Source organism: Aeromonas sp. MR7, assembly GCF_963899385.1.
GTDB classification, from domain to species: Bacteria; Pseudomonadota; Gammaproteobacteria; order Enterobacterales; family Aeromonadaceae; genus Aeromonas; species Aeromonas bestiarum.
The window spans coordinates 248,102-273,638 of record NZ_CAWQXH010000011.1 but is presented as its reverse complement, the minus strand read 5'-3'; the positions used below and the strand labels follow the sequence as shown (position 1 = coordinate 273,638).

The following is a 25,537-nucleotide window of genomic DNA, read 5'->3' as shown; positions in this document are numbered from 1 at the left end:
GTCACTTCTTTGACCAACTGGCAAGTAAGGAAGATCGGCACATTTCTGCTTTCTGCTTTCTGCTTTCTGCTTATCAGTGATAAGCGTACTTATTGCATGCCCCATGCATAATAATCTTTAATATACAAGAGAGACTTTCATATTTTCTCTTCAATAAAAAGCCTGCGAGGGGTAGTAAAACTGGTTTCTCTTCGCTGCGTAGCAGCGGAATGTTGAAACGCTAAAATTTTATTACCTCTCTTATTATTAGTAAATGGACAATTTTTAGAATTTTTCAAGTGGGGGGATGTGAAAAAAAGTTAAAAATCACCTCCCTTGACTAAATTACAACCAACAATGCTGGTTTTTACCTATCCCCCCCGTCGACTTATTACTTATTGACAAACCCCATGCTCAATACAGACTATCAGATCGACAATTACCTGTGCCCCTATCGGTGTAGTCAAGAGTTACTCTGCTTACGAGCAACTCCTGGTACTGGCAGCGAAGTTCGCGGCAACCAGCAGGATGATCAGCACCAGACTGCGATCCATGACGCAGGTTGCAATCAAATCGGCACTGCCTAACTGTTTAGTGTAGATCTCCCCCTCATGCTGTAGGCTGTAGACACTGGCATGAGGAATTCGAGTCAGAACTCGTGACCGAGGACACTGTTGTTGATGATCGCATCGTCATCACCTCTCAAGAAAAGACACAAAATATCGCGCATTGAAATCTAATATCACAGGTTAAAAAATGCACACATCACTTCTTCCTCTTTCCTGCTCATCAGGTATAATCCGCAATCTTTTTTTGCATTAGTGACCAGCGATCCTCTATGACCGTCAACCGTTTTGACCCTAGCTCAGACAGCCTGACACCTGCAACTACGCGGGTTCAGCCATCGGACGACCAACCTGTCCAACAAGCGACTTCCAGCATTATTAGGTCTCACCATCCAAGGATTGGTTTTGTGAGCTTGGGTTGCCCCAAAAATCTGGTCGATTCCGAGCGCATCCTGACCCAGCTGCGTACCGAAGGGTACGATGTGGTGCCCAGCTATGACGATGCGGAGCTGGTGGTGGTCAACACCTGCGGCTTCATCGACAGCGCGGTACAGGAATCCCTGGAAGCGATCGGCGAAGCCTTGGCCGAGAACGGCAAGGTGATAGTCACCGGCTGCCTTGGCGCCAAAGAGAACCAGATCCGCGAGATCCATCCCAAGGTGCTCGAGATCACAGGCCCTCACGCCTATGAAGAGGTGCTGGGTCACGTCCACAAATACGTGGAGAAGCCAACCCACAACCCCTTCACCAGCCTGGTGCCGGCCCACGGCGTCAAGCTGACTCCGCGCCACTACGCCTATCTGAAGATCTCCGAAGGCTGCAACCACCGCTGCACCTTCTGCATCATCCCCTCCATGCGCGGGGATCTGGTGAGCCGCCCCATAGGTGAAGTGCTGGCGGAAGCCAAGCGCCTGAAAGAGGCCGGCGTCAAAGAGATACTGGTCATCTCCCAGGACACCTCCGCCTACGGCGTGGACGTCAAGCACCGCACCGGTTTCTACGACGGCATGCCGGTCAAGACCAGCATGGTGGCCCTGTGCGAAGAGCTGGCCAAGCTCGACATCTGGGTGCGCCTGCACTACGTCTACCCCTACCCGCACGTGGATGACGTCATACCGCTGATGCGCGATGGCAAGGTGCTGCCCTACCTCGACATACCGCTGCAACACGCCAGCCCGCGCATTCTGAAGCTGATGAAGCGCCCCGGCACCGTCGAGCGCACCCTGGAGCGCATCCTGAAGTGGCGCGAGATCTGCCCCGAGATCACCCTGCGTTCCACCTTCATCGTCGGCTTCCCCGGCGAGACCGAGGAAGAGTTCCAGATGCTGCTGGACTTCATCGACAAGGCGGAGCTAGACCGCGTCGGCTGCTTCAAATACAGCCCGGTCGAGGGTGCCAAGGCCAACGAGCTGCCGGACCCTGTACCGGAAGAGATCCAGGAAGAGCGCTTCCAGCGTTTCATGGAGCTGCAGCAGCAGGTCTCCGTTCGCAAGCTGGCCCGCAAGGTCGGCAAGGAGATGACTGTGCTGATCGACGAAGTGGACGAAGAGGGCGCCACCGGCCGCTCCTTCGCCGATGCACCCGAGATCGACGGTCTGGTCTACCTGAACGGTGAGACCGGCCTCAAACCCGGCGATCTGGTCAAGGTGCGCATCGACGAGGCGGACGAATACGACCTCTGGGCCAGTCTGGTAGGCTAAGTCCGCAGTCCATGACGGCACCTGCCCGGCAGGCGCCAATAAAAAAGCCAGTCAGTGAACCCTGACTGGCTTTTTTTATTGATCGTACAAAATGGTTATGCGCGCTGCTGCGCCTGGCGTCACCGGGTCAGCGCTTCTGACGAGGGCTAGAGGCCGGTATCCGCCACCATCACCAGGACATGAAGGCCTTTATAATGGACCTCCTCAAGGGCCTTGAAACCATGACGGCAATAAACGCCACCGCTCAGGCTCTCGGTTTGCAAGTACAGCTTGCTGATCCCCGCCCTGCGGGCGCGGCTGAGGATCTCTGTTACCAGCAAGGAGGCGACCCCCTGCCCGCGCGCTTTTTCAACCACATATACCCCACCCAACCAATGCTCGTACTCGGGAAACATCGCCATTTCGCGGATCTTGAGCTCGGCAGCCCCCACCCATTCACCGGCCAGGCGGGCCAGTACCATCAGCGGAGCCCGGTCGACCTGGGTGGCCGCCGTGACCTTGGCCAGTACCTGCTCTTGAGTGCAGCGACCAGTGTCGCGGCACCATTCGTCAAAATACCATGAGGCAACCACGCCTGCGGCAGATGGCTCATTAGCCAGTAACAACAACTCCATAAAGCCTCTTTTGCATATGACCCCTGACCGGCTGGGGAAGGATGAACACGACGAGGCGAAACCCAGGGTCGCGCCAGCGGACGTCGGCCTCGGCGGCAGCGAGTCTCCAGGACTCGCCGGCCCCAGACCAGGTTACCGAATGGATATCATAACCAGCCGGGGAGTGGAAGGCGCCTATGCCTGGCAAGGCAGGCGCAACCCACCCATTGGCCGAGCCTGTGATGGAAGAGCCATCCAACAACCCCCTCATTTCCAATCCCTCAAGGTAAGACCCGATCATGCTGGGCTACCCAGGCTCTCGCCCGTTAATGATTAACCAGTGAATAAAGAATGCCCTGATTCAGTCCCGATACAGGCACTCCTGCTAGGATCCGGATTGACTCTCCCCGGCATAAACCCTCTAATTGACAGCCTGGATCCCCATGATCGCGCACCTTATGAAAATATTGTTGGTCGAAGACGACAAGCTGCTCAATCACCACCTCTCCACCCTGCTGACCGAGGCCCAGAATCAGGTCCACAGCACGGACAGTGCCCAGGTGGCCCTGCATTACGCCGCCGATTACCCCATAGACGTAGCCATCATTGATTTGGGGCTGCCGGACATGGACGGTTTGCAACTCATCAGACAGCTGCGCGAGCAGCAGATCCCCTTCCCCATCATAGTCTTGACCGCCCGTGGCAACTGGCAGGACAAGGTGGAGGGGCTGGAGGCCGGGGCGGACGACTATCTGGTCAAGCCGTTCCAGAAGGACGAGCTGCTGGCACGGCTCAATGCCCTGGTGCGCCGCAGCGCCGGCTTCATCTCGCCCAAGGTCAAGGCCGGCGACTATGAGCTGGATCTCTCCCGCAAGGAGCTGACCATAGGCGGCGAGCCGGCCGTGCTCACCAGCTTCGAATACCTGATCCTCGAGTACCTGATGCGCAACGCCCGCCAGGTGGTCTCCAAGCAGCAACTGCTGGACCAGCTCTACGGCGATGGCGAAGGGGATCCCAACACCATAGAGGTGATGGTGAGCCGACTGCGCAAGAAGCTGGACCCGGAGGGGAGCATCCAGCCCATCTCCACCATCCGGCGCCAGGGTTACATCTTCAACCTCTCGTGCAACTGATGCGCCTTCGCCTGCCTCGGCCCATGCGACTGATCCGTCGCTCGCTGCACATCAAGCTGATGCTGAGCGCCATGCTGGTCATAGCGCTCATCATGGCCTTCTCCGTCTACATCCTCTATCTGGGCCACACCGAGGAGCAGGCCCAGAAGGCCAGCACCCGCATGCAGGAGAACCTCTCCAAGCTGTTCTCCTCCAAGCTGCCGGATCTCCATGCCACCACGGATCTCGGCAAGATCACGCCGGATGCCATCGACCCCAATCTGGATACCCTGATCTGCCGGGCCGACGGCCAGCTGAGCTGGTCCAGCCTGCACATGCCGGAGGTGATCCACTCCAAGGGCACCATCTGTCAGGATCTGATGAAGTACCTCGGCGGGCTGGATCAGGACTACTTCTTCAAGCGCCACACCATCAAGAACGGCGAGAGCTACTTCATCTACAGCCTGCGTTTTCTGCGCAATCACGGTGAGGGGCCCACCACCTATTACGTGGTGATGGTCGACTCGGCCAAGCGCTACCTGGCCCAGACCCGCAGCTACCTCTATCAGTGCATCCGCCAGGCCCTGCTGGCCTACTCGCTGCTCGGCGCCCTGCTGCTGCTCACCAGCTTCTGGAGCCTGACCTCATTGCGCACCATGGCGCGCCAGATCGACGAGATCCGGGCGGGCAAGCGGGAGGCGCTCTCCAATGACTACGAGCGGGAGCTGACGCCGCTGACCGAGTCGGTCAACCAGCTGCTGGAGAACGAACGCCAGCAGACCCAGCGCTACCAGCACGCACTGAACGATCTGGCCCACAGCCTGAAAACCCGGCTGGCGCTGATCCAGATGACGGCGCAGGAGATCAAGCTGGGGCGCGACATCCACGACAACATCAGTGAACAGATCCTGACCATGGATCAGATCATCCAGTACCAGCTGCGCCGCGCCGTCACCGGTCGCAAGCGCCTCGCCAGCAAGGGCACCGAGCCCGTGCCCCTCATCGAGAAGCTGCTGGCCAGCCTCGCCAAGGTCTATCGCCACAAGAAGCTGCAGACCCGCTTCAAGTTCGATGACGACGTCTTCTTCGCCGGTGAGCAGGGGGACTTGATGGAGCTGATGGGCAACCTGCTCGACAACGCCTTCAAGTTCGCCATCAGCGAGATCAAGGTGACTGTGAGTCGCCGCCTCGACCGCTTGCGGATCGAGATTGAAGACGATGGCCCGGGCATAGATCCGGACAAGTCGCAGCAGATCTTCCAGCGCGGCGTGCGCGCCGACAGCTCACCCGGTCAGGGCATAGGTCTGGCGGTGGTCACCGAGATAGTGCACAGCTACGGCGGCCAGATCATGGTGGATGAATCGCCGCTGGGGGGCGCCCGCTTCACCCTGGATCTGCCCTGAGTTTGACGTTGCCCCGACAGGGCCGACACCAATAACGACGCCTGCCCACCCGCAGGCGTCGTGCTTTCTCCCGCCCTCTTTCCCCAGCCGACACAGCACAGCGAGATCACATGACGCAGGGGAAGCGACAATCTGGAAGCCGGGAGGGGATCAGAAGATAAAAAAAACCGGCCACAAGGACCGGTGAAACAGTTCAGGCTTGTCAGGTGACAAACGCACCCAGCGGATGAAGACAAGTCCCAATTCCTTATGGGGCCCTGGCCTCTTGAGTACGTGTTGTTACTCTATCCCATGGTCACTGAATCAAGGCTGAACCATGGGATGATTGGCATCCAGCCCCCTGTTTCGGCTTACAGCTTGATGCCCAGCGACTGGCGCAGATAGGCGCCGGCACCGAGCAGACCCGGCCCCTCGTGAGTGATGAGGAAGACGGGAATATCCTTCAGATAGGACTTGAAACGCCCCTTGTCTTCGAACGCCACCCGAAAGCCCGAGCCGATGAAGAACTCCTGGAAGCGCGGCACGATTCCGCCTGCGATGTAGACACCGCCGAAGGTGCCCAGATTGAGCGCCAGGTTGCCGGCGAAGCGCCCCATCAGCACGCAGAACAGGCTCAGGGTGCGACGGCAATCCAGGCATTCGCCCGCCAGCGCCCGCTCTGTGATGTCTTTGGGGGCAAAGGCTTCTGGCTCGCGGCCGTCGGATTTCACCAGTCCACGGTAGATGTTGACGAGGCCGGGGCCGGAGAGCAGCCGCTCGGCCGAGACGTGGCCCAGCTCGGCGCGCATCACCTGCAGCACAGCATCCTCTTCTTCGCTGTTGGCGGCAAAGTCCACGTGACCGCCCTCGCCCGGCAGACTCAGCCACTGCTCGCCGGTGTGCACCAGATGGGCCACGCCAAGACCGGTGCCGGCCCCGTAGATGGCGATGGGCTTGCCGGCCACGGGCGCCGCGCCTCCCAGCTGGATGCTGTCAGCCGCATCCAGCACCGGCACCGCCATGGAGACGGCGGTAAAATCGTTGATCACCTGCAACCGGCTCAGGCCCAGATTGGCCTGCATCTCGCCGATGGAAAACTCCCAGCTGTGGTTGGTCATGGCGACCCAGTCGCCATTGATGGGGCAGGCGATGGCGATACAGGCTTCGCCCACCTGCACCTTGTGCTCATCCAGATAGAGGCGAACCACGGCTTCCAGACTGGGATGGGCCAGCCCGGAATAGGTCTTGGCCCGGGAAATGGTGCCGGTTGCCAGCTCGCACAGGGCCAACCGGGCATTAGTGCCGCCTACGTCGCCGACCAGCGCATGGGTATGCTGCATAAAACAACTCCTTCGTTACTTGGGTCGGGGCGGCCCTTACCGTCCCGCAATTATTATTTGGCAACAATTCTACCCGAGCCCCTGCCCCCGCTGCGCGTTTGATGGATGCAAGTGTGCGCCCGCTCACAGTGTTGTTGCTTTGCAACATTTGTAAGCGCTTTCACGGGATGGGTGGAAGTTTGTAACCAAAAATACGAAATAATTAGACATGAGTCATACTTTGCAGGGCCGAGATTAGTTTCGATAAGAGCTTGTCTTGTATAGTCATCAAGTTGATTGGAAACCTGCTTAGCCGTGAATTTAGTGCAAAGACACTGAAGCTAAATTACAAAAATGCCTGGTGGTGATGATGAATACCCTTGATAAAATTACTAATAATTTGGAAAGTTTCAGTAAATCAGAGCGTAAAGTTGCCGAGGTCATTCTGGCCTCCCCGCAGACGGCCATTCACTCCAGTATCGCCACCCTCGCCAAGATGGCCGACGTCAGTGAACCGACCGTAAACCGTTTCTGCCGCCGTCTCGATACCAAAGGCTTTCCCGACTTCAAACTGCATCTGGCCCAGAGCCTGGCCAACGGCACCCCTTATGTAAACCGCCACGTGGAAGCGGACGACGGGCCCGATACCTATACCGCCAAGATCTTCGAATCCACCATGGCCTGTCTGGATGCCGCCAAGAACAGCCTGGATATCTCCGCCATCAATCGCTGCGTCGATATCCTGACCCAGTCCAAGAAGATCAGCTTCTTTGGTCTGGGCGCCTCCTCCGCCGTCGCCCGCGACGCCCAGAACAAGTTCTTCCGCTTCAACATCCCTGTGGTGAGCTTCGATGACATCGTCATGATGCGCATGAGCTGCATCAACAGCAGCGAAGGGGACGTGGTGGTGCTCATCTCCCACACAGGCCGCACCAAGGCGCTGGTGGAGATAGCCGCGCTGGCCCGCGAGAACGACGCCACCGTCATCGGCATGACCGCCAAGGATTCCCCGCTGGCCCGCGAGTGCAACCTGGTGCTCTCCATGGACGTGCCGGAAGACACAGATGTCTACATGCCGATGGCGTCTCGCATCGCCCAGCTGGCCCTGGTAGACGTGCTGGCGACCGGTTTTACCCTGCGCCGTGGCATGAAATTTCGCGAAAACCTGAAGAAAGTCAAAGAAGGTTTGCGCGAATCCCGCTTTGATACCCCCCACTCTTCCTGACGAGCGGGGGCCCAGGCCCCCGGCTGTCTATGCCACCTTCCTTGGTGTAGTATTGTAATTTAGTAACAAAAGCCACCCAGATGGCTTGCAAGCGGGTGCAATGGGCCATGCGCTTGACGGGGCAGTATTTCAAGTCATATCAACTTCAAACTGGAGTCTTTCATGCCAAGACGTACAAAGATTGTAACCACACTCGGTCCGGCCACCGATCGCGAGGGGATCCTCGAGGGGATCATTCGTGCCGGCGCCGACATGGTGCGGATGAACTTCTCCCACGGCACCGCTGAAGACCACATACTGCGCGCCAACCAGGTGCGCGACATCGCCGCCAAGCTGGGCCGTCACGTCGCCATCATGGGTGACCTGCAGGGCCCCAAGATCCGCGTCTCCACCTTCAAGGATGGCAAGGTCTATCTGGCCATCGGCGACAAGTTCATTCTCGATGCGGCGCTCGGCAAGGGCGAAGGCTGTCAGGAACAGGTCGGCATCGACTACAAGAGCCTGCCCGATGACGTGATCGCCGGCGATATACTGCTGCTGGACGATGGTCGCGTGCAGTTGAAGGTGGAGCAGGTCGAAGGCACCCGCATTCACACCACTGTGACTGTGGCGGGCCCCCTCTCCAACAACAAGGGCATCAACAAGAAAGGCGGCGGTCTCTCCGCCCCGGCCCTGACCGAGAAGGACAAGGAAGACATCAAGACAGCCGCCCTGATGAACGTGGACTACCTGGCCGTCTCCTTCCCCCGTTGTGGCGATGACCTGCGCTACGCCCGCGAACTGGCCCGCGAGGCCGGCTCCAACGCCAAGATAGTGGCCAAGGTCGAGCGCGCCGAAACCGTCGCCACCGACGAGGCGATGGAAGACATCATTCTCGGCTCCGATGCCGTCATGGTGGCCCGTGGCGATCTCGGCGTCGAGATCGGCGATCCCGAGCTGGTCGGCGTGCAGAAGAAGCTGATCCGCCACTCCCGCCGTCTGAACCGGGTGGTCATCACAGCAACCCAGATGATGGAGTCCATGATCAACGCGCCGCTGCCGACCCGTGCCGAAGTGATGGACGTGGCCAACGCCGTGCTAGACGGTACCGATGCGGTGATGCTCTCCGCCGAGACCGCCGCCGGTCAGTTCCCCATCGAGACAGTCACCTCCATGGCCAGCGTCTGCGTGGGCGCCGAGAAGCACCCGAGCCTGAACGTCTCCAACCACCGCATGAGCTACACCTTCACCTCGGTGGAAGAGGCGGTCGCCATGTCGACAATGTACGCCGCCAACCACCTGGAAGGGGTCAAGGCGATCGTGGCACTGACCGAATCCGGCACCACACCGCTGCTGATGTCCCGCATCAGCTCCGGCCTGCCGATCTTCGCCATGTCACCCCACAACAAGACCCTGGCCTGGACCAACCTCTACCGTGGCGTCACCCCTGTGCTGTTCGACGGCGACGAGACCAAGCCGGTCTACGAAGTGTGCCGCGAGGCGCTGGACGTGCTCAAGGCCAAGGGGCTGGTGCAAAGCGGCGACATGGTGTTGCTGACCCACGGCGACAAGATGGAAACCGTCGGCAGTACCAACACCTGCAAGGTGATGATGGTCGAGTAATCGCCCTTCACCGGTACCAAAAACGGCTCCCGCGGGAGCCGTTTTTTATGGTGAAACCGCCGCCTCAACCGCGAAACAGTTCGACCTTGTCACCATGGCGCAAGCTGCCGGCACCGCGCACCACCACCCTGTCACCCAGCTTGAGCGCCCCGCTCACCGCCACCTGCTGGCTGTCGCCAAACAGCACTGTTACCGGCACCCGGTTCACTTTCAGCTCCTTGCCGCTCTGCTCCACCTGATAGACAACGCTCCCCTCGGTATTGAGCACCAGCGCATCGCGCGGCAACAGCATGGTCTGCTGCTCACCCAGCGGCAGCGCCACCCGCACCGGCGATCCTATGATGAAGCGGCCCGACTCGGGTTTGAGGCGCAGTTCGATGAGACGCGACTTGGGATCGGCGCTCGCCGCCCGCTGATAGTAAACCCCGTGGCTGCTGAGCTGATCCCCCTCCACCCGCAGCCGGGTCCGGGGCGCCAGCTGACCGGCCCAGATGATGGGAGCCTGCAGGCGTATGTCGGGCTGATCCGGATTGACCAGCTCCATTGCCTGCTCACCGGCATCCACATGCTCTCCCGGCTGGATGAAGTGGTTGTTCACCACCCCGTCGAACGGCGCGAAGATGTGGCTTCTGCGCAGCTGCTCCTCAATCTGGCGCACCTGCACCCGCGCTAGCCGCTCGGCCAGTTCTGCCTGCTCTACCTCGTAGCGCGCCTTGTCATACTGGCTCTGGGAGGTGCTCTTCTGGCGGTGCAGCGTCGCCAACCGGTCAAACTCGGCGCGGGCGAAGCGCACGTTGCTGGCCCACTTCGCCTGCTCGGCCTGGGCCTGCTCCAGCGAGAGCCGCAGCGCAGCGCTGTCGAGGCGCAGCAGCTCATCCCCCGCCCTGACCCGGCTGCCGAACTCGGCAATCCACTCCACCCGCCCGCTCACCTCGGCACTCAAGGCCGCCTGCTGGCGGCTCGCCACAGTGCCGCTGACCCAGATGCTGGCCGCCGCATCCCCCCGGGTCACATCCGCCAGGGTCACCATCTTGCCCTGAGCCAGCACGGGGAACACGCCCCCCGCCAGCAGCACCGCGCCCACTACCATCCTTGTAAAACCGTGTGTCATCGATGAGCTCCTTGCTCAGACCCGCTGGCGCAGGGCAAGCGGTACATCGGCACGCTCCCCCAGGCGCAGGAAGGCGGGTAACAGGATCAGGGTAAACAGGGTGCTGCAACTCATGCCGCCGACGATGACGGTGGCCAGCCCCCGGTAGATTTCGCTGCCCTCGCTCGGGCTCAGCATCAGCGGCAACATGCCGAAGATGCTGGTAAGACTGGTCATGGCGATGGGCCGCATCCGGCTTTGCAGGGCATCGGCCACCGCCAGCTGGCGACTCATGCCGTCCCTTTCGGCCATGCGGGTCTGGTGCACCAGCAGGATGGCGTTGTTGACCACCAGCCCCAGCAGGATGACGAAACCTATGATGGTCAAGAGATCCATCGGCAACGGCACCAGCAGGCCGCTCAGGTGCAGCGCCAGCACTCCGCCGACGGTGGCGAGCGGCAGGGTCAGCAGCACCAGCACGGCATCCTTGAGGGAGGCAAACACGCCCCACAGCAAGATCAGCAGGATCATCACCGCAAACAGGAAGATGGCCCCCAGATTGTCCAGCGCCTGCTGCAGGCTGTCGGCATTGCCCGAGACTCTCAGCTCGCCGCCGGCGGGCAGCAGCGGCCGGATGGCGGCAAAGCTCTTGCTCTGCAGGGTATCGAGCACCTGCTCCATGCTCATCCCCTCTGGCGGCGAGATCTGCAGGCTGATGCTGCGCCTGCCGTCGGCCCGAAAGATGCTGGCCGGGCCCATGTCGTGCTCCACCCGCAGCAGTTCACCGAGCGGCACTATGCGACCGGACGGGGTCGCCAGCGGCACCGCCTTGAGCTCATCCGGGTTGGCGGAGGCCTGCCCCATCAGCATGATGTCGAGCCTGTCCTCCCCATCGAAATACTCGCCGACCCGCAGTCCATCGCCGAAGGTCTGGATGATGGCAGGCATGGGGGTACGATCCCAGCCCACCTCGGCGAGACGCCTGTCTTGCGGCACCAGCCGCAGCTCGGGGGCGGTGAAGTCGAGATCCGGCTGCGGCCTGACCTGAGCCCCCGGCAAGTCCTGCTTGACGATGGCCATGGCGGCCCGTGCCGCCTGGTAGAGCTCAGGCAAAGAGCCGCCCTGCAACAGCAGGGCTATGCCGTTTTCGCTGCCAAAGCCGCCGAACAGCGAACCCTGGCCGCCGAATATCTGGGTATCGGGGATGCCCACCAGCAGCTGCTTCATCAACAGGCTTTCCAGCGCCTTGATTTGGGTTTCATCCTTGGGCCGCACCCCGATCTGGGCGCCGCCCGGGTAACGCAATATGTAGTAGTTCTTGAGGGCCGGCTCCTTCTCCCCCTTCATGTAGGGGGCGAGGCGGGCGATCAGGGTATCTATCACCTCCTCACGCTGGGCCTTGAGGTTGAAGCCCGGGGTGAAGTTCATCCACACGTCCACCGCATCGCGTTTCACATCCGGCAGGTAGTCCATCTTGGGCAACAGAGCCCAGGTCGCCAGCGCAGGCAGGCTCATCATCAGGGTGATGACGGTCCAGCGGCGAGGGGCCGTGCCAGTCCAGCGGATCACATGGCGGGTCGTGCGCTGCCACAGTGAGTCATAGGGATCGACCAGTCGCTCGCGCCCCATCCAGCGCGCCGCTACCGCAGGCAGTACTGTGACCGCCACCAGCATGGAGACGGTCACGGCGCAGGCGATGGTGAGCGCGAGATCGGCAAACAGCTGCCCCTCCACGTCGTTGAGCAGCAGTACCGGCAAAAAGATGGCCACAGTGGTAAGGGTGGAAGCCACCAGCGCCGTCCACACCTGTCGGGTACCCTCCAGCGCCGCCTCGGCCTTGCTCAAATCACCCCGCTCATGGCGCCGGTAGATACTTTCCAGCACCACGATGGCGGCATCCAGCACCATGCCGACCGCAAAGGCGATGCCCGCCAGCGAGATGACGTTTAGGGTCCTGCCCAGTACCTTGAGCAGACAGAAAGTGAGCATGATGCTGATGGGAATGGCGAGCGCTATCATCAGGGTCGCCTTGAGCTGGCGCAGAAAAAGCCAGAGGATGGCGCAGGAGAGCAGCACGCCGAGCCCCAGGTTGGCCGTCACCATACCCACCGCCCGGTTGATGTAGAGGGAGGCATCGAACGACTGCTCCATGTGCAGCCCGACCGGCTCCAGCACGTCGCGGTTGAGATCGCTCACTTTGACCTTGATCGCCTCCAGCGCCGCCAGGGCATTGGCACCGCTCTCCTTGAAGATCTGCGCCGCGATGGCGGTGTTGCCGTTCTGGATGCGCAGTACCGGGTTCTCTTCCCGGGACAACCAGATCTCTGCTACATCACGCAGATAGATGGGCAGACCATCGCGCCAGTCCACCACCTTGTCCCCCAGGGTATCGACGTCATAACGCCCGGCGAAGCGCAGCTTGTACTCCCAACGGCCTATGTCGAGGGTACCCGCCGACACATCCCAGCCGGTACTGGCCCGGCTGGCAAGCACAGGGATCTCCACCCCCAGCTCGGCGGCACGATAGGGGTCGAAACGTATCTGGATCTGGCGCTCGTTGATCCCCTCCACCTCCACGGTCGATACCCCGGGGATCCGCTCAAGCTCAGGCTTGACCCGCGCCTCGATCAGCGCCTGATGATCGTCAATCTGCCCCTTGGCACCGGGCAGTTGCTGGATAAAAAAGAAGGTGAGGGTGTCGTTGCTGCTGTAGTTGTTGACGTAGGGGCCACCTATGTTGTCCGGCAACCCGGACACCCTGTTCAGGCGGGAGATGACATCGAGCTGGGCCCGCTGCATGTCGGTACCCAGCGCAAACTCCAGATCAATTTCGGTAAAGCCGGGAAAGCTGTTGCTGGTGAGACTCTTGAGCCCCTGCACTCCCTGCATCTCCTGCTCGATAGGATCGGTGATTTCCGACTCCATCTCCTGGGGCGAGGCCGAACGCCAGTCCACCGAGATGTTGAGGTGCGGGCGGTCTATGTCGGGGAACAGCTGGATCGGCAGCCCCCGGATGCTGAGCAGGCCCAGCAGAAAAATCAGCACGATCGAAACCGCCACCCAGATGGGGCGTTCGATCGCCGTTTTGGCGAGGTTCATTCACTCTTCCTGAGTTTGTTGTTGTCGGCCATTCCGCTGGCCTTGCTTCCTGCCCCAAGGGTGGGGGCCATTGCATTAAACTGGAATTAATCGAGGTTGTAAATGCATGGTTAACAAACAAAAAAACCGGCCAACTTGGCCGGTTTCTCATCAGGTTCAGTGATGGCAATAGACTCAGGCGGCATGCACCACAGGGTTCGGCTGAGACAGACCTTCCAGCTCGCCAGGGGCGAAGTTGTCCACCTGGATCGCCTCGTAGCGCAGGGCATCGGCGGCCAGCAGCTTGTCGGCCTCATCCTTGCTCAGGATGGACTGGGACAGGGCAGCGGCAACCAGCTCGGGCAGGGCCATCTTGCGGGGCAGCTTGCCCTCTTTCTGGGCCTGCACCAGCTTCTTCTCTATGGGTTGTACCGCCACCATGGCCAGGAAGGCGCGATCCATCAGACCGACCGGATCCGCATCATCCTTGCCCACGTAGCACAGCGCCGTCAGACGGTCGCGGAACTCGCCCGGCGTCATCATGGCCAGACAGATGGCGTGGCAGCGATCGTCCGCCGGCATCTGGTAACCCACGCCGAACGGGAACACCACCCGCTTGAGCACGGCACCCGCCACCTTGTTCGGGAAGTTCTGGAAGAAGCCCTCGAACGCCTTGCCGATCAGGTAGAGGTTGCGCTCCACCGCATACTGCACGAACGGCAGATCGGAGACCATGCGGCCCTGATCCTCGTAGTGCTTGAGGGTGGAGGACGCGAGGTAGAGGTGGCTCAGCACGTCCCCCAGGCGGGCGGAGATCATCTCCTTGCGCTTGAGATCGCCACCCAGCATCAGCATGGAGACGTCGGCACAGAGCGCCAGCCCCTTGCTCATCCGTGACAGCTGCTTGTAGTAACGGGCGGTCTCGCCGCTCACCGGGGAGCCGTTGAACTGGCCCAGGGTCAGCCCCTGGAACAGGGCGCCAAAGAAGTTGCCGGTACCGAAGGCGATGTGCTTCAGCAGCAGGGCGTCAAACTTCTCGAGGCCGCGCTCCACGTCCGTGTCGGCGGCAGCTTCCAGCTCGGCAAACACATAGGGATGGCAGCGAGTGGCCCCCTGGCCGAAGATCATCAGGTTGCGGGTCAGTATGTTGGCCCCTTCCACCGTGATGGCCACCGGAATGCCCATGTAGGCGTAGCCGGTGTAGTTCTTCGGACCCAGCTGGATGGCTCGGCCGGCATGTATGTCCATGGAGTCATCCATGACCTGGCGCGCCATTTCGGTCATGTGGTACTTGGAGATCGCGGTGACTATGGCCGGTGCCTGACCCAAATCCAGCGAACCTGCCGTCATGCGACGGGCCCCTTCCAGCTGATAGGTCAGGCCGCCGATACGGGCCAGCGCCTCTTGCACCCCTTCGAACTTGCCGATGGACATGCCGAACTGCTTGCGCACATAGGAGTAGGCACTCACGGTGCGGCTCGTCATGTGACCACAGGCGGTACCGAGCGCAGGCAGCGATATGCCGCGACCGGCGGAGAGGCACTCCACCAGCATGCGCCAGCCGCGGCCGGCGTAATCCGGGCCACCTATGATCCAGTCCAGCGGAATGAACACATCCTTGCCGAAGGTCGGACCGTTCAGGAACGCCAGCCCCATGGGGTAGTGGCGATCGCCCACGCGCACGCCGGGGTGGCTGGTCGGGATCAGGGCGCAGGTGATGCCCAGCTCTTCCTTGTCACCCAGCAGTTTTTCCGGGTCATACATCTTGAACGCCAGGCCCAGCACGGTAGCGCGCGGCGCCAGAGTGATGTAACGCTTGTTCCAGTTCAGACGGATGCCAAGCACCTCTTCACCCTTGTGCATCCCCTTGCAGACGATCCCCTTGTCCGGGATGGCGCCCGCGTCCGAGCCCGCTTCCGGGCCGGTCAGGGCGAAGCAGGGCACTTCCTTGCCATTGGCCAGCCCCGGCAGCCAGAAATCCTTCTGGGCCTGGGTGCCGTAGTGCATCAGCAGCTCGCCCGGGCCAAGTGAGTTCGGCACCATGACGGTAACCGCCACGCTCAGGCTCTTGGTGGCGATGCGAGTGACTATGGTGGAGTTGGCAATGGCCGAAAACTCACGGCCGCCGTAGGCTTTCGGGATGATCAGGGCGAAGAAGCCTTCCTTCTTCAGATAGTCCCACACCGGCTCCGGCAGATCTTTGGTTTCATTGACGATCTTGAAGTCGTCGACCATGGCGAGCAGGGTCTCGACCTGATTGTCGATGAAGGCCTGCTCCTCGGCGGTCAGTTCGGCCTTGCCGTAACCGTGCAATTTTTTCCAGTCGGGGTTGCCGCGAAACAACTCGCCATCCCACCAGACGGAGCCGGCTTCCATGGCCTCCCGCTCGGTGGCCGACAGGGGCGGCAGTATCTTCTTGAAGATGCCGAACACGGGACGGGTTACCACCTTTTTGCGGATGGAGGGCACGCCGAGCACAACGGCTATCGCCAGCACCAGCAGGATAAGCAATGTGATCATACTCAAGTTCCTTCTATTTCACTGTTTCCGTTGATTTATTGTTGGTTGTTACACGGCCAGGGAGAGCCTGGTCGACTCCACGGGCGCCCCGACACCGGACGCCAGATAAGGAATTACGTTGCGCACCAGCCCTTCCACATCGAGCTGCTGGCCAAAGTCGGCCAGGGCGATGTCACGTAGTGCATCGGCGGAGGCCATGGTGAACACGACAGTGCCCAGGGTGAAGTGCAGCCGCCAGAACAGATCCGCCGGTGACAGAGACGGATTGGCCTTGGAGATCGCCTGGGTGATCCGCAGCAAAATGGGGCCGTAGTGAGCCGTGATGAAGCGGCGCAGGTGGCCCTGGCTGTCGATGTAGCCACGCCCCAGCAGCTGCATGAAGATGGCGGGGCCGTTGGTCCGCACCGCCACCAGCTTCATCAGAGGATCAACGAAGCTCTCGAACACCTGCAGCAGAGTCAGCTGCTCCTGCTCCATCAGGGTGTTCAGGCGCGCATCCAGCTCGGGCATGAACAGGCTCAGGTAGCGATCGAGCACCGCCTGGATCAGCTCCTTCTTGGAACCGAAGTGGTAGTTGACCGACGCCAGATTGACATCGGCCTCGCTGGTGATCAGACGCAAAGAGGTATCGGCGAACCCCCGTTCGGCAAACAACACCTCGGCGGCATCGAGAATACGGTTCTTGGTATCGATTTTACTCACAGGACACCTCACTTAAACGAATGTTTAAAAAGTACGTTTCACAACCTTTTATGTCAAGAGAATGTGAACAGGTGTTAGTGGAATGTTTTTGCTAAAAATGGGGAACAAGGCGGGAACTTAGCTGACAAACAACACTCTATATCTATGCCACTGCAATTAAACATTAAGTCTCGCCCAACCTGCTCCATGCTAGTTGGGCATTTTTTTGCCCTGTTGGTGTTGGTGACGATGCGCGGGCAAAAAAAAACCGTCGCAGGGAGCGACGGCGGGGAAAAGAGGTTGCACCATCCTGATCCAACCCATCGATGCGAGTTCAGGCTTTCATCGATTCATCCATCATGGCGGCCAAGCGTGTTCAAACTTTGTCAACGCCCCCGCAATTTGTGACAAAGTATGACAAGCCACAACATGGTCTCGACCCGCCGCCTTTGCTATGCTGGCGCCTCACGCCAGAAGGGGAGAGAAGATGAAGTATACGGTCGATACCCACACCCATACCGTCGCCAGCACCCACGCTTACAGCACCATTCACGACTATCTGCCCATCGCCAGGGCGAAGGGGATCAAGCTGTTCGCCACCACGGATCACGGCCCCGACATGGCCGATGCCCCCCACTTCTGGCACTTCGTCAATCTGCATGTGCTGCCGCGGGTGGTCGACGGCGTCGGCATACTGCGTGGCATCGAAGCCAACATCAAAAATATCGACGGTGAAATCGACTTCCCCGAGCGCTATGAGTCTCGGCTCGACATGATAATGGCCGGCTTCCACGAACCTGTATTTCCCCCCTGCGATCAGGCTACCCATACCCAGGCCATGATCAACGCCATCAGGAGCGGTCGGGTCGACATGATAAGCCATCCTGGCAACCCCGCCTTCCCCATCGACATCCAGGCCGTGGTCAAGGCCGCCGCCGAATACCGAGTGGCGCTGGAGCTCAACAACTCCTCCTTCAGCCATTCCCGTCCGGGTAGCGAGAGCAACTGCCGCGCCATCGTCGAAGCGGCGCGCGATCTGGGTGCCTATCTCACCTTCGGCTCCGACTCCCACGTGGCGTTCAGCCTGGGGGATTTCGAGCACTGCCACCGACTGGTGACCGAGGCAAACTTCCCCGAAGAGCGGATCCTGGCGCGATCTCCCCGCGCCCTGCTCGATTTTCTCGAGAGCCGCGGCCGCGCCCATATTCCGGAGTTTGACAACCTCTGACATTGCCCGTAACTCCATGAGCTAACTCATAAAATTGATGTCAGCTCATTGACTTGCCCCGCTGTTTTCGGGAATCTAGTGCCACGCCGGTATAGCTCAGTTGGTAGAGCAGCGCATTCGTAATGCGTTTGTCAGGAGTTCGATTCCCCTTACCGGCACCATTTAAAAAGAGGTTAGCTTCATCATGAAGCTAACCTCTTTTGCATCTTGGCTCTCTGTAGTGGTCAACTTACACTGCGGCTAACATAGCGTTATCTTCACGAGGCAACTGCTCACTACGTTTTTTCAAAACCGCAGCCATAGCTGTGGCAAGTGCCTCCAGCTGACCATCCATACTGGCGTCTATGATCCCCACCTCAGTTTCCAGAATGCAGCCGCCCTGATCGAGCCGAGCATCTGCAGAGATCTCCAGATAGCCGATCTCGGGAAAATCTTTGTGTACCCGGGCGATCTGGTCACGCACCGCCTGCACCTGCTCGGGATGAACCCGCACCGTTACCTGCTTCTGGTTGCTCACAAGCGAGAGCGCCTCACGCACCACCTTGAGGGTAAGCGCTACCTGATCGTAATCGTGCAAAATCTTGCGCACCGCTTGCAGTACCACCTCACTCATCTGCTGCTCGACCGTGCGGTAATACTCCTGACACTGCAATTGAGTCTGGTGGATCAGCACTGCCTGCTCGCAGCGGGCCGCCTCGATGCCAGCTTGCCAACCAAGCGCCTTTTGCTCCTCATAAATAGCATGGGCCTCCTCCACTATGTCGGCTGCTTGCGCCCGGGCTGCCTCCACCAGCTCCTGAGCGCTCAGGTAAGATTGATAATCTTGGCTGCGCAAAATACGCTGGCTTGGCGCAAGCTGCAGGTGTTCACTTTTTATTTCAACAAATGGCAGCATTGGGGGGTTACCTGTTTGGCAATCTTGAGACAGAGCGCCTGGGCTAGCGGCAGCTGAGTGGCGGCCAGACACAATGATGACCTTTTCGGCGCAGGGGGAAGTCGCAGGACTAGGCGACGAGCCCAGTCAGGATCCGCAGCTCCAGCCGCAGCCAGCCAGAATTGCAATCCTGTCTCTTCCAGATAGGCGCCATCGAGCTGTATTGGCAGATATTGCTGCCACCCGGCTGGCCAGGGCCCGATCAGCAGGTCAAGCTGGGAAAGCAATGTCCTGTGTCCCTCCTCTCCCAGCAAGGCGATGAACTGGCGCAGCATCGATGCCTGTAAACAGTGACGGATCGCCTCCCCGTGCAGCATTGCACCGAGCCGGCGCAGTACCAGCCCGAGCTCGGCTTGAGGAAAAAGAGCCAACCCACCGAGAGGGACAGGCATTTCGTAATCTATTCCCAATTCCAGTTCATCGAGCAGGGCATAGTTACTAGCGGGAAGTGTTCGCCAATCAGACAAGATCTCCTGCACCCAACGCCATGAGAGCGGAAAGTGTGCCTCATGAAGGTAGCTGGCCGGGCAAAAGCGCAATTGATAAGGGGTCAGACCAGGGACCATCAGCGACTCCGGCTCCGGTACCACAGGTACTGGGCCAAGTTGGTAGTCACCACCAGAGCCAGCAAGAGGGCGACGAGCCCCCCTAGACGCCACTTCGACGCCTCACTCACCTCAATGGAAAAAAGGCTGGTGTTGCGTGCCATCAACGGCATCTGACGAATATCGGCCGAGGGCAACAACACCACGCTGATCCTGTCATAGGCCAGCCCCTCGATACTGTTGTTGACCAATTGCTTAATCTGCGGGATGTAGGTGTCCAGCTGAATATCCGCCGCATGTTTGATAAAAACCGAGGCGGAGGCAGGCGACGGCTTCTTGCCGATCCCCTCATTCCCTTCCGGCAACACCACATGCACTCTGGCCACCAACACACCATCGATTTCCGACAGGGTATTGGAGATCTCCTGTGCCTTGGCATAGGTAAGGCGAGCCCGCTCCTCGGTCGGCGAGGAGATAAGGCCATCCTTGGGAAACACATCCTGCAGGGTGGAGAAGCTCTCCCGCGGATAGCCCTTGCGTTTGAGAATTTCGATGGCTTGCGCCACGTCGGACTCCTCGACCAACAATTTGATGTGGCCATCCTTGTCCGGCTGTTTGTCAGAGGAAATTCCCTCGGTCTGCAGCAACGCCAGCATCTCGTTGCCCTCTTTCTGAGTGACCCCGGTATAAAGCTCCACTTTGCAGCCACTGAGTAGCAGGGAGGTGAGCACCACCCCCATCAGCATCGGTCTTTTCACACTACCTCACTGAGTCTTCAACAGGGTTTCTACGTTCTGGCTCATCTTGCCCACTGTCTTGGCGATCAGCTCTTCTTGCATGGTGATACGCATCAGCGACCACTGCATCTGCATCAAGCTATTGGGATCATCTCCCGGCGTCGCCAGCTCGGCCTGCAGGCTCTGCTTTGCCTCGACAAACTGCTGCTTTAACTCCCCCAGCTCCCCGAGCAAGGAGCTCCCCATCCCTTGGGATGTGCTCCCCATCGCCTGTTCAAAGCTGGCGACTTGGGCAGAGGAGGCGTCCGCCGTTTTTAACTCATCCAGGCTGGTCACCACCGCCTGGGCAGACTGGGTAATCTCCATCATGCCTCCAGATCAAGTTTGTGCGAATTGCGCATCAGGTTGTCCACCATGCCGTTAAGCGGGATCAAGGTCATCAGTTCACGACGAGCCAAGTCCCCGAGATACTCCAGTTCGGGTCTCACTGCACCGTTTTCGCCCTTGATCTCCGTCATCACGCTCAACAGCACCTTCTCCCGCCGAGATGCCAACGGATCAAACTCCCGCATCAAGGCCCGTAATTCAGGTTGATCTATCGCGGCAACGACCGGCAGCTGACGCTCACCAAATCGCTCGATGAGTTTGCTGGTCACCGGTGCAAACAGCTGCTTGCCAATCTCTGGCGCCGGTTTGTCGCCCTGCTGATAAATTTGCCAAAGCAGGTCACGCCGGGCAGCCGGTACCGCATTGGCCAGCAAGCTGTCGAGCTGCGCGCCCTGCCGCCAGCGATCAAACAGATCCGGCTCTGGTGGCCTTGCCAGCAGCCGCTCAAACTGGCGCTGGGCGACCTGCTCGGGAGGAGGTACCGGGCTTGCCTGTGGTGACTGCCGGGTTGGCTGCTCGCTGCCTTCTATTTTCATGACACCATCTGCTCGCGCAGGCCAGCAGCAAACTGTTGCAAGGCAAGCTGGTCGCTCTGCTCCAATCGGGCCAGCCGCACTGCCAGCGCATCATGCTGGCCGAGCCGCCACTCGCACAGGGCCAGCCAAGGCTCGATATCCGGCGTGCTGCACTCTTCACCCAGCAGCAAAGCCGCCTGGTAATCCCCTTGGTTCATCAGGGATGAGAGGCGGATGAGCGCCACACACTCCGCCATACCAGTTTCACCAGCCAACCAGTCAGCGATGGTTGCGGCCTCCTGATGGCAATGATGTCCGGTACCTGCCAGTGCAAGCTCGGCAAGCTGTCGCTTGAGTTGAAAATTCATCATCAAATCTTCTGCAAAATACCCTGCATCAGGTCTTTCATGGCCCGAGTCACGGTTGAATTGATATTGAAAATCACCGACCACTTGTTGATCTTGTGCTGCAGTTCGGCAAGACGCGCAGGATCATCCGGTGTGGTTTTCAACGCTTCAATCGCTTTTTGAACCTCATCATTGGCTTTGTTGGCCTGATCTTTCAGGTTCTCGGCGACCTTGTCCAAGGTATTTCCCGGGGTAAAAATATCAGCCATCTGTCATGCTCCCTCTATCTGTTCAAGTATCTTCATGCCCGCCTCGATAGCATCTGCTTGCTGTTGCCACTCCCGGTACTGTTGCAGGGTTCCCCCACGCAGCAGTTGTCGCTTCACCGCTCCCTGCGCCTGCACAAGTTGGTCGTGTAGCTCACGGGTGAACGCCGGATCAGCGCCGGACAGTCGCGCTTCCAAACTGGTCATCATGCCGCTCGGCTCCTTTTAATTTGACGATGTATTGTTGCCTGCCCTTGCTCACCACCACCGCATCGCGGCGAATGGCCAGCACGCGCACGCCGCTGGTGGTCGCGCCACCGACTGGATAGCGCTGGTTATCCGCCAGGATCACGTAGGGAACCCGGCCGAACGAGACGCTGCGTACATCGAACTCCAGTTCATCCTGGTGCGGTGTTCTGGTCTGGTTGATCAGATCCAGCGCCGGGTATGCACCGAACTCCCGGCGAAACTGCTGATGCACCAACTGAAACAGGCCGAGCTGGCGCTCATCCAGTTGCCCGGAGAGCTCGAGTCGCTCACCTGCCTCGCGTACCCGCAGCGTACCCGTCAGTCCCTGCTCCTGGAGCAAGACATCCAGACGCTTGCGATAGGCCCCGGCCACCTGTACCTGATCCTCAATTCCCAGCAGGCCAGGGACCTCCTGCTTGAGCAGGGATTCAATGCTGTTCCACTTGCCATCCTGCCCCTGAATTTCACCACTTAGCTTGAGCCAGCCAGGCTCCTTGCCATTGCGGACCTGCAGCTGTTCATAACCCAGTTTTTGCAGAATAAAACCGGCCCCCTGTCGCAAATCCTCCATGGTGCGCAGATCCAGCCGGTAGCCAAAGCCGTTGCTGTCCAGGTACTGCTGCAAGGCAAGACGACCGCTGTTCTCATCAACATAACCAGATAGCAGCCACAGTTCGGGATCGGTATTGTTGAGCACCACCTGACGGTAGTTTGGCGAGGCCAGAAAGCGCTTCAATGCCTGTTCACTGAGAGCCGATTCATCCTCGCTACTACCGTGCCACCAGCCAGTACCGAGCATCAAGATCACTGCGACAACCAGGCTCAGACAGAGAGCGCCCATCCACATATCGCTACGCGTAGCTCGTCGCCGCAGACGAGGTAGCGGCGTCACCACCGAAATTTCATCCAGCTGTTCGGGAAGCGAACGGCTGCTGTCACAAAAACTCCAGAGCAGCGGACCCGCTTCCAGTCGCGTCCCCGCCTTGAGCTGCTCCCCCGGGGCCAGAGCGAGGCCATCCTGTGTTGGTGCCATACCCTCAGCCCACATCTGCAGCGTGATCCCGTCAGCAGTCACCATCAGCACCAGATGTTCCGGCGCCATCCCTTCGTCCACCAGCACCAGATCGGCCAACAGCGGATCGGCACCGATGACTAGACGCCCCTCCGGCAGGGGGACCTCAACCCCACGGTTGAGTCCGCGATATATGCGGCACTTCCAGCTCATCGATTAGCCCCGTCTTTGCCGGCCTGCACGCACCAGCTAGCCGCCGGTGTGCATTTTTGATCCTTCTTCATCTCGACCAACCGCCACCCCAGCTCATTGCCCATCCGGCACTGGGTAAGGAAAGAGCTCTTGCCCCCCTGCCGCATCAGCTTTTGCACTTCCCTCGCCGCTGCCAGTGGCTGGCACTGAGCGCCGCCCAGCACCTTGCCAAGAGAGAGGCTCTGGTTGGATATTTCATCGACCCCCAGCACGCTGGACCGCAGATCCTGGCCGTTACCAAGCGCCAGATAGTGGGCGATACCGTCATCAATCAGCCTGGGCTCGATAATAAAGAGCCGTACCGAACGGCGGGTCTGGGTATCCTTGCTGCGAAACAGCGCCCCCAGATAGGGAATATCGCCAAGAAAAGGTACCTTGCTCAGGTTTTCACTCATCTCGTCCCGGTAAATACCGCCGATCAACAGGCTCTGGCCGTGGCCGACCCGGGCTATGGTGTCCACCACTGTACGACTGATGGTGGGAATGCCATCCGCACCAGCGCTGTTGGGCTTCTGGTTGCCATCCTCGATATGTAGACTCAGGCTGATCTCGGGTCTTTCACCCATCTGGATCACCCGAGGCGTCATCCGCAGCATGGTGCCGTAGGTGATCCCCTGTAGTTCGGCCACCCGCTCGCCGCTGATCTTGACGTAGTAGGTTTCGCTGTGGTCAATCACCGCTTGAGTGTTCTCTTGCGTCAGCAAAGTCGGACGGGAGACCACCTGGGCATTGCCTTCGTTTTCCAGCAAGTTGACCCGCGCCAGCAGATAATCAAGCCCCTTGGAGTCCACCAGACTGCCCAGCGCCGCACCGCGCTCGATCCCTTTACGATCACCGGTAGTCTTGATGATCACCTGCTGGTTGGATCCTGTGCGGATCCCTACCCGCCAATCCACCCCCAACTGGGAGAGGTCCTCGGCATTGATGTCGATGATGGAGAGTGCTACTTCGATGCGTGCCGCTGGTTTGTCCAACGCGGCTATCAGCTTGCTGTACATCGCCATCCGCTCCGGGGCATCCCGCACGATCACCGCGTTGAGGGAGGGATCGGCCTGTACGATAGCCTGCCCGGAGGTGACCGTGGCTCCCTTCTTGCCCTCCCCGTTGACCATTTGTACCCCCGCATCGCTGAGCAGCTTGGCCAGAATGGTCGCCACTCCCGGAGCCTCCACATCGGTATCGCGATACTGGATGGAACGATCGGTGGCCGAGGCATATTTAAGCGGGAAAATCTCGATGGCGAGCGGCCCCGTCTTCTCGCTGCGCAGTTGGGATTGTTGCTCCAGCGCCACTGCGGTCTGCTCGATCAGCTCTAGGTAACGGGGCGGTCCGGATACATAGACCAGCCGGTTATCCGTATCGGGACGCCAGCCAAATCGTGGCTCCCAGATCCCGGCACGCTGCAGCGCCTGTTTGAGTTCGGCAGCGCCGATCTGCTCCAGATTAATGAGACGGGACTGCACTTCGCTGTTCTTGAAGACGTAGAGCACATTGCCGTCGTAGTACCAGACCAGGTTGTAGAGGGAGGCGAGCTGCTGCAAAAAGGCGAGCGGTTCGTCATGCTCGAACTGGCCGTTGACCTGATCGTTGACCTTGTCGCTGACCACCACGGAGACCTCGTAGTTGGCACCGAAGTTGACCAGCACATCGCGCAGACTCTCCCCTTCCGCCACATAGCTATAAGGCATGGGAACCCAGTCCAGTTCCTGAGCAACTGCGGGACGCAGCCACACAGCCACACCGATGCAGAGCCACAATAAAGGACGCAACAGGGGTTCCATACTCAAGGGTGCCATATCATCTGTCTCCATTGGGGGGCCAGGGCGGCTTCGGTCAATTGCGGTTCCAGGCGATCCAGCAGCGCTACATGTTGACCCAAACGATCCTCCAGCAGTTGCTCATCAAGCCATTCCAGCCCGAGTCGCGCCTCCAGCTGCAAGTTGCCAAGCTCATCGAGCACCAGAGCATGTGGAGAGTGGCGGCCCCAGGCCACCACCTGTTGCAACAGGCTTTTCAGCAGTGCCGGTTCATGAGCGTCCCCCTGAGTTGACAAGCGGCTTGCCAGAGGTGTACTCAACAGCAACTCGCCATTTCTTGGGGTTAAAAAGAGAGGGTAGCCATCGAGGCGCAGGTGATATTTACCCTGAGCGTCGGCAATAAAAGGCCCTTGGCCAAGTTTTACGGCCAATCGATTCAGTAGTGTGTGCATAGTTCCTCG

The 25,537-nt window shown here is 59.7% G+C and carries 23 protein-coding genes and 1 tRNA gene; 7 read left to right on the top strand and 17 right to left on the bottom strand.

Annotated features, from left to right (window positions below):
* Positions 1–817 precede the first annotated feature (817 nt).
* Positions 818–2,245: a 30S ribosomal protein S12 methylthiotransferase RimO gene (gene rimO / locus AACW87_RS06195; protein WP_241324499.1), complete on the top strand. Its 1,428-nt coding sequence runs from the start codon at positions 818–820 to the stop codon at positions 2,243–2,245.
* Between the two features lie 146 nt (positions 2,246–2,391).
* Here rimO and AACW87_RS06190 read toward each other — a convergent pair whose 3' ends face one another.
* Entirely contained in the window at positions 2,392–2,859 is a 468-nt protein-coding gene (locus AACW87_RS06190; protein ID WP_241324498.1) for a GNAT family N-acetyltransferase, read from the bottom strand.
* Between the two features lie 437 nt (positions 2,860–3,296).
* On the opposite strand from AACW87_RS06190, the gene AACW87_RS06185 reads away from it, so the two are divergent.
* The gene (locus AACW87_RS06185; RefSeq protein WP_241324497.1) at positions 3,297–3,971 is read left to right on the top strand and encodes a response regulator; all 675 of its coding nucleotides are present in this window, start codon (positions 3,297–3,299) and stop codon (positions 3,969–3,971) included.
* The gene (locus AACW87_RS06180; RefSeq protein WP_043134656.1) at positions 3,971–5,353 is read left to right on the top strand and encodes an ATP-binding protein; all 1,383 of its coding nucleotides are present in this window, start codon (positions 3,971–3,973) and stop codon (positions 5,351–5,353) included. Before AACW87_RS06185 ends, AACW87_RS06180 begins: the two co-directional genes overlap by 1 nt.
* A gap of 350 nt (positions 5,354–5,703) precedes the next feature.
* Here the strand turns inward: AACW87_RS06180 and glk are convergent, their stop codons facing one another.
* Positions 5,704–6,672 (bottom strand): glucokinase, encoded by a 969-nt coding sequence (glk, locus tag AACW87_RS06175; protein WP_241324496.1) that lies wholly within the window; start codon positions 6,670–6,672, stop codon positions 5,704–5,706.
* A 349-nt stretch (positions 6,673–7,021) separates the two neighbouring features.
* Between glk and AACW87_RS06170 the strand changes: the two genes are divergently transcribed.
* Positions 7,022–7,876 (top strand): MurR/RpiR family transcriptional regulator, encoded by an 855-nt coding sequence (locus AACW87_RS06170; RefSeq protein ID WP_165576240.1) that lies wholly within the window; start codon positions 7,022–7,024, stop codon positions 7,874–7,876.
* Positions 7,877–8,038: 162 nt separating this feature from the next.
* Complete coding sequence (gene pyk, locus AACW87_RS06165; RefSeq protein ID WP_043134654.1) at positions 8,039–9,478, top strand: pyruvate kinase; 1,440 nt, start codon at positions 8,039–8,041, stop codon at positions 9,476–9,478.
* A 64-nt stretch (positions 9,479–9,542) separates the two neighbouring features.
* On the opposite strand, the gene AACW87_RS06160 is transcribed toward pyk, so the two are convergent.
* From AACW87_RS06160 to AACW87_RS06145, 4 genes are all read right to left on the bottom strand, one after another.
* Complete coding sequence (locus AACW87_RS06160) at positions 9,543–10,589, bottom strand: efflux RND transporter periplasmic adaptor subunit (protein WP_241324495.1); 1,047 nt, start codon at positions 10,587–10,589, stop codon at positions 9,543–9,545.
* Positions 10,590–10,604: 15 nt separating this feature from the next.
* Positions 10,605–13,667: an efflux RND transporter permease subunit gene (locus tag AACW87_RS06155; RefSeq protein WP_241324494.1), complete on the bottom strand. Its 3,063-nt coding sequence runs from the start codon at positions 13,665–13,667 to the stop codon at positions 10,605–10,607.
* A gap of 174 nt (positions 13,668–13,841) precedes the next feature.
* Positions 13,842–16,166 (bottom strand): acyl-CoA dehydrogenase, encoded by a 2,325-nt coding sequence (locus AACW87_RS06150; RefSeq protein WP_241324493.1) that lies wholly within the window; start codon positions 16,164–16,166, stop codon positions 13,842–13,844.
* A 48-nt stretch (positions 16,167–16,214) separates the two neighbouring features.
* Complete coding sequence (locus tag AACW87_RS06145; protein WP_043134650.1) at positions 16,215–16,868, bottom strand: TetR/AcrR family transcriptional regulator; 654 nt, start codon at positions 16,866–16,868, stop codon at positions 16,215–16,217.
* Positions 16,869–17,334: 466 nt separating this feature from the next.
* On the opposite strand from AACW87_RS06145, the gene AACW87_RS06140 reads away from it, so the two are divergent.
* Positions 17,335–18,075, top strand: a complete 741-nt coding sequence (locus AACW87_RS06140; RefSeq protein ID WP_043134649.1) for a phosphatase — start codon at positions 17,335–17,337, stop codon at positions 18,073–18,075.
* A gap of 85 nt (positions 18,076–18,160) precedes the next feature.
* Positions 18,161–18,236, top strand: a tRNA-Thr gene (locus tag AACW87_RS06135).
* A 68-nt stretch (positions 18,237–18,304) separates the two neighbouring features.
* On the opposite strand, the gene AACW87_RS06130 is transcribed toward AACW87_RS06135, so the two are convergent.
* Genes AACW87_RS06130 through AACW87_RS06080 form a run of 11 tightly spaced genes read right to left on the bottom strand, consistent with a single transcriptional unit; the run spans position 18,305 to position 25,528 of the window.
* Positions 18,305–18,970 (bottom strand): HrpE/YscL family type III secretion apparatus protein, encoded by a 666-nt coding sequence (locus AACW87_RS06130; protein ID WP_241324492.1) that lies wholly within the window; start codon positions 18,968–18,970, stop codon positions 18,305–18,307.
* The gene (locus AACW87_RS06125; protein ID WP_241324491.1) at positions 18,949–19,575 is read right to left on the bottom strand and encodes a SctK family type III secretion system sorting platform protein; all 627 of its coding nucleotides are present in this window, start codon (positions 19,573–19,575) and stop codon (positions 18,949–18,951) included. The genes AACW87_RS06130 and AACW87_RS06125 overlap by 22 nt, the downstream gene beginning before the upstream one ends.
* Positions 19,575–20,312 carry a type III secretion system inner membrane ring lipoprotein SctJ gene (sctJ, locus tag AACW87_RS06120; RefSeq protein WP_181003570.1) on the bottom strand — a complete coding sequence of 246 codons (738 nt, stop codon included), beginning with the start codon at positions 20,310–20,312 and terminating at the stop codon, positions 19,575–19,577. The genes AACW87_RS06125 and sctJ overlap by 1 nt, the downstream gene beginning before the upstream one ends.
* A 6-nt stretch (positions 20,313–20,318) precedes the next feature.
* Positions 20,319–20,657 carry a SctI family type III secretion system inner rod subunit AscI gene (gene ascI, locus AACW87_RS06115; RefSeq protein WP_103471278.1) on the bottom strand — a complete coding sequence of 113 codons (339 nt, stop codon included), beginning with the start codon at positions 20,655–20,657 and terminating at the stop codon, positions 20,319–20,321.
* Complete coding sequence (locus AACW87_RS06110; protein ID WP_241324490.1) at positions 20,657–21,214, bottom strand: YopR family T3SS polymerization control protein; 558 nt, start codon at positions 21,212–21,214, stop codon at positions 20,657–20,659. Before AACW87_RS06110 ends, ascI begins: the two co-directional genes overlap by 1 nt.
* Entirely contained in the window at positions 21,211–21,564 is a 354-nt protein-coding gene (locus AACW87_RS06105; protein WP_241324489.1) for a YscG family type III secretion system chaperone, read from the bottom strand. Before AACW87_RS06105 ends, AACW87_RS06110 begins: the two co-directional genes overlap by 4 nt.
* Entirely contained in the window at positions 21,564–21,809 is a 246-nt protein-coding gene (sctF, locus tag AACW87_RS06100; RefSeq protein WP_103471281.1) for a type III secretion system needle filament subunit SctF, read from the bottom strand. The genes AACW87_RS06105 and sctF overlap by 1 nt, the downstream gene beginning before the upstream one ends.
* Before the next feature lie 3 nt (positions 21,810–21,812).
* A complete protein-coding gene (locus tag AACW87_RS06095; RefSeq protein WP_103471282.1) occupies positions 21,813–22,016 on the bottom strand; it encodes an EscE/YscE/SsaE family type III secretion system needle protein co-chaperone in 204 nt (67 codons plus the stop codon).
* Positions 21,979–23,280 (bottom strand): type III secretion system inner membrane ring subunit SctD, encoded by a 1,302-nt coding sequence (gene sctD / locus AACW87_RS06090; protein WP_241324488.1) that lies wholly within the window; start codon positions 23,278–23,280, stop codon positions 21,979–21,981. The genes AACW87_RS06095 and sctD overlap by 38 nt, the downstream gene beginning before the upstream one ends.
* Positions 23,277–25,130: a SctC family type III secretion system outer membrane ring subunit AscC gene (ascC, locus tag AACW87_RS06085; RefSeq protein WP_241324487.1), complete on the bottom strand. Its 1,854-nt coding sequence runs from the start codon at positions 25,128–25,130 to the stop codon at positions 23,277–23,279. The genes sctD and ascC overlap by 4 nt, the downstream gene beginning before the upstream one ends.
* On the bottom strand, positions 25,103–25,528 hold the full coding sequence (locus tag AACW87_RS06080; RefSeq protein WP_241324486.1) for a YscB family type III secretion system chaperone: 426 nt from the start codon (positions 25,526–25,528) through the stop codon (positions 25,103–25,105). The genes ascC and AACW87_RS06080 overlap by 28 nt, the downstream gene beginning before the upstream one ends.
* Between the last annotated feature and the right edge of the window lie 9 nt (positions 25,529–25,537).

Bases quoted from the DNA above. Each gene is read 5' to 3' on its own strand.
- AACW87_RS06095 (WP_103471282.1), bottom strand. From the start codon at position 22,016: ATGATGACCAGTTTGGAAGCGCGACTGTCCGGCGCTGATCCGGCGTTC.
- AACW87_RS06190 (WP_241324498.1), bottom strand. From the start codon at position 2,859: ATGGAGTTGTTGTTACTGGCTAATGAGCCATCTGCCGCAGGCGTGGTT.
- rimO (WP_241324499.1), top strand. From the start codon at position 818: ATGACCGTCAACCGTTTTGACCCTAGCTCAGACAGCCTGACACCTGCA.
- AACW87_RS06150 (WP_241324493.1), bottom strand. From the start codon at position 16,166: ATGATCACATTGCTTATCCTGCTGGTGCTGGCGATAGCCGTTGTGCTC.
- AACW87_RS06170 (WP_165576240.1), top strand. From the start codon at position 7,022: ATGAATACCCTTGATAAAATTACTAATAATTTGGAAAGTTTCAGTAAA.
- sctF (WP_103471281.1), bottom strand. From the start codon at position 21,809: ATGGCTGATATTTTTACCCCGGGAAATACCTTGGACAAGGTCGCCGAG.
- AACW87_RS06155 (WP_241324494.1), bottom strand. From the start codon at position 13,667: ATGAACCTCGCCAAAACGGCGATCGAACGCCCCATCTGGGTGGCGGTT.
- sctD (WP_241324488.1), bottom strand. From the start codon at position 23,280: ATGAGCTGGAAGTGCCGCATATATCGCGGACTCAACCGTGGGGTTGAG.
- AACW87_RS06125 (WP_241324491.1), bottom strand. From the start codon at position 19,575: ATGGTCCCTGGTCTGACCCCTTATCAATTGCGCTTTTGCCCGGCCAGC.
- AACW87_RS06180 (WP_043134656.1), top strand. From the start codon at position 3,971: ATGCGCCTTCGCCTGCCTCGGCCCATGCGACTGATCCGTCGCTCGCTG.
- AACW87_RS06140 (WP_043134649.1), top strand. From the start codon at position 17,335: ATGAAGTATACGGTCGATACCCACACCCATACCGTCGCCAGCACCCAC.
- AACW87_RS06130 (WP_241324492.1), bottom strand. From the start codon at position 18,970: ATGCTGCCATTTGTTGAAATAAAAAGTGAACACCTGCAGCTTGCGCCA.
- AACW87_RS06080 (WP_241324486.1), bottom strand. From the start codon at position 25,528: ATGCACACACTACTGAATCGATTGGCCGTAAAACTTGGCCAAGGGCCT.
- pyk (WP_043134654.1), top strand. From the start codon at position 8,039: ATGCCAAGACGTACAAAGATTGTAACCACACTCGGTCCGGCCACCGAT.
- AACW87_RS06110 (WP_241324490.1), bottom strand. From the start codon at position 21,214: ATGAAAATAGAAGGCAGCGAGCAGCCAACCCGGCAGTCACCACAGGCA.
- glk (WP_241324496.1), bottom strand. From the start codon at position 6,672: ATGCAGCATACCCATGCGCTGGTCGGCGACGTAGGCGGCACTAATGCC.
- ascI (WP_103471278.1), bottom strand. From the start codon at position 20,657: ATGGAGATTACCCAGTCTGCCCAGGCGGTGGTGACCAGCCTGGATGAG.
- AACW87_RS06105 (WP_241324489.1), bottom strand. From the start codon at position 21,564: ATGATGAATTTTCAACTCAAGCGACAGCTTGCCGAGCTTGCACTGGCA.
- ascC (WP_241324487.1), bottom strand. From the start codon at position 25,130: ATGGAGACAGATGATATGGCACCCTTGAGTATGGAACCCCTGTTGCGT.
- AACW87_RS06160 (WP_241324495.1), bottom strand. From the start codon at position 10,589: ATGACACACGGTTTTACAAGGATGGTAGTGGGCGCGGTGCTGCTGGCG.
- AACW87_RS06185 (WP_241324497.1), top strand. From the start codon at position 3,297: ATGAAAATATTGTTGGTCGAAGACGACAAGCTGCTCAATCACCACCTC.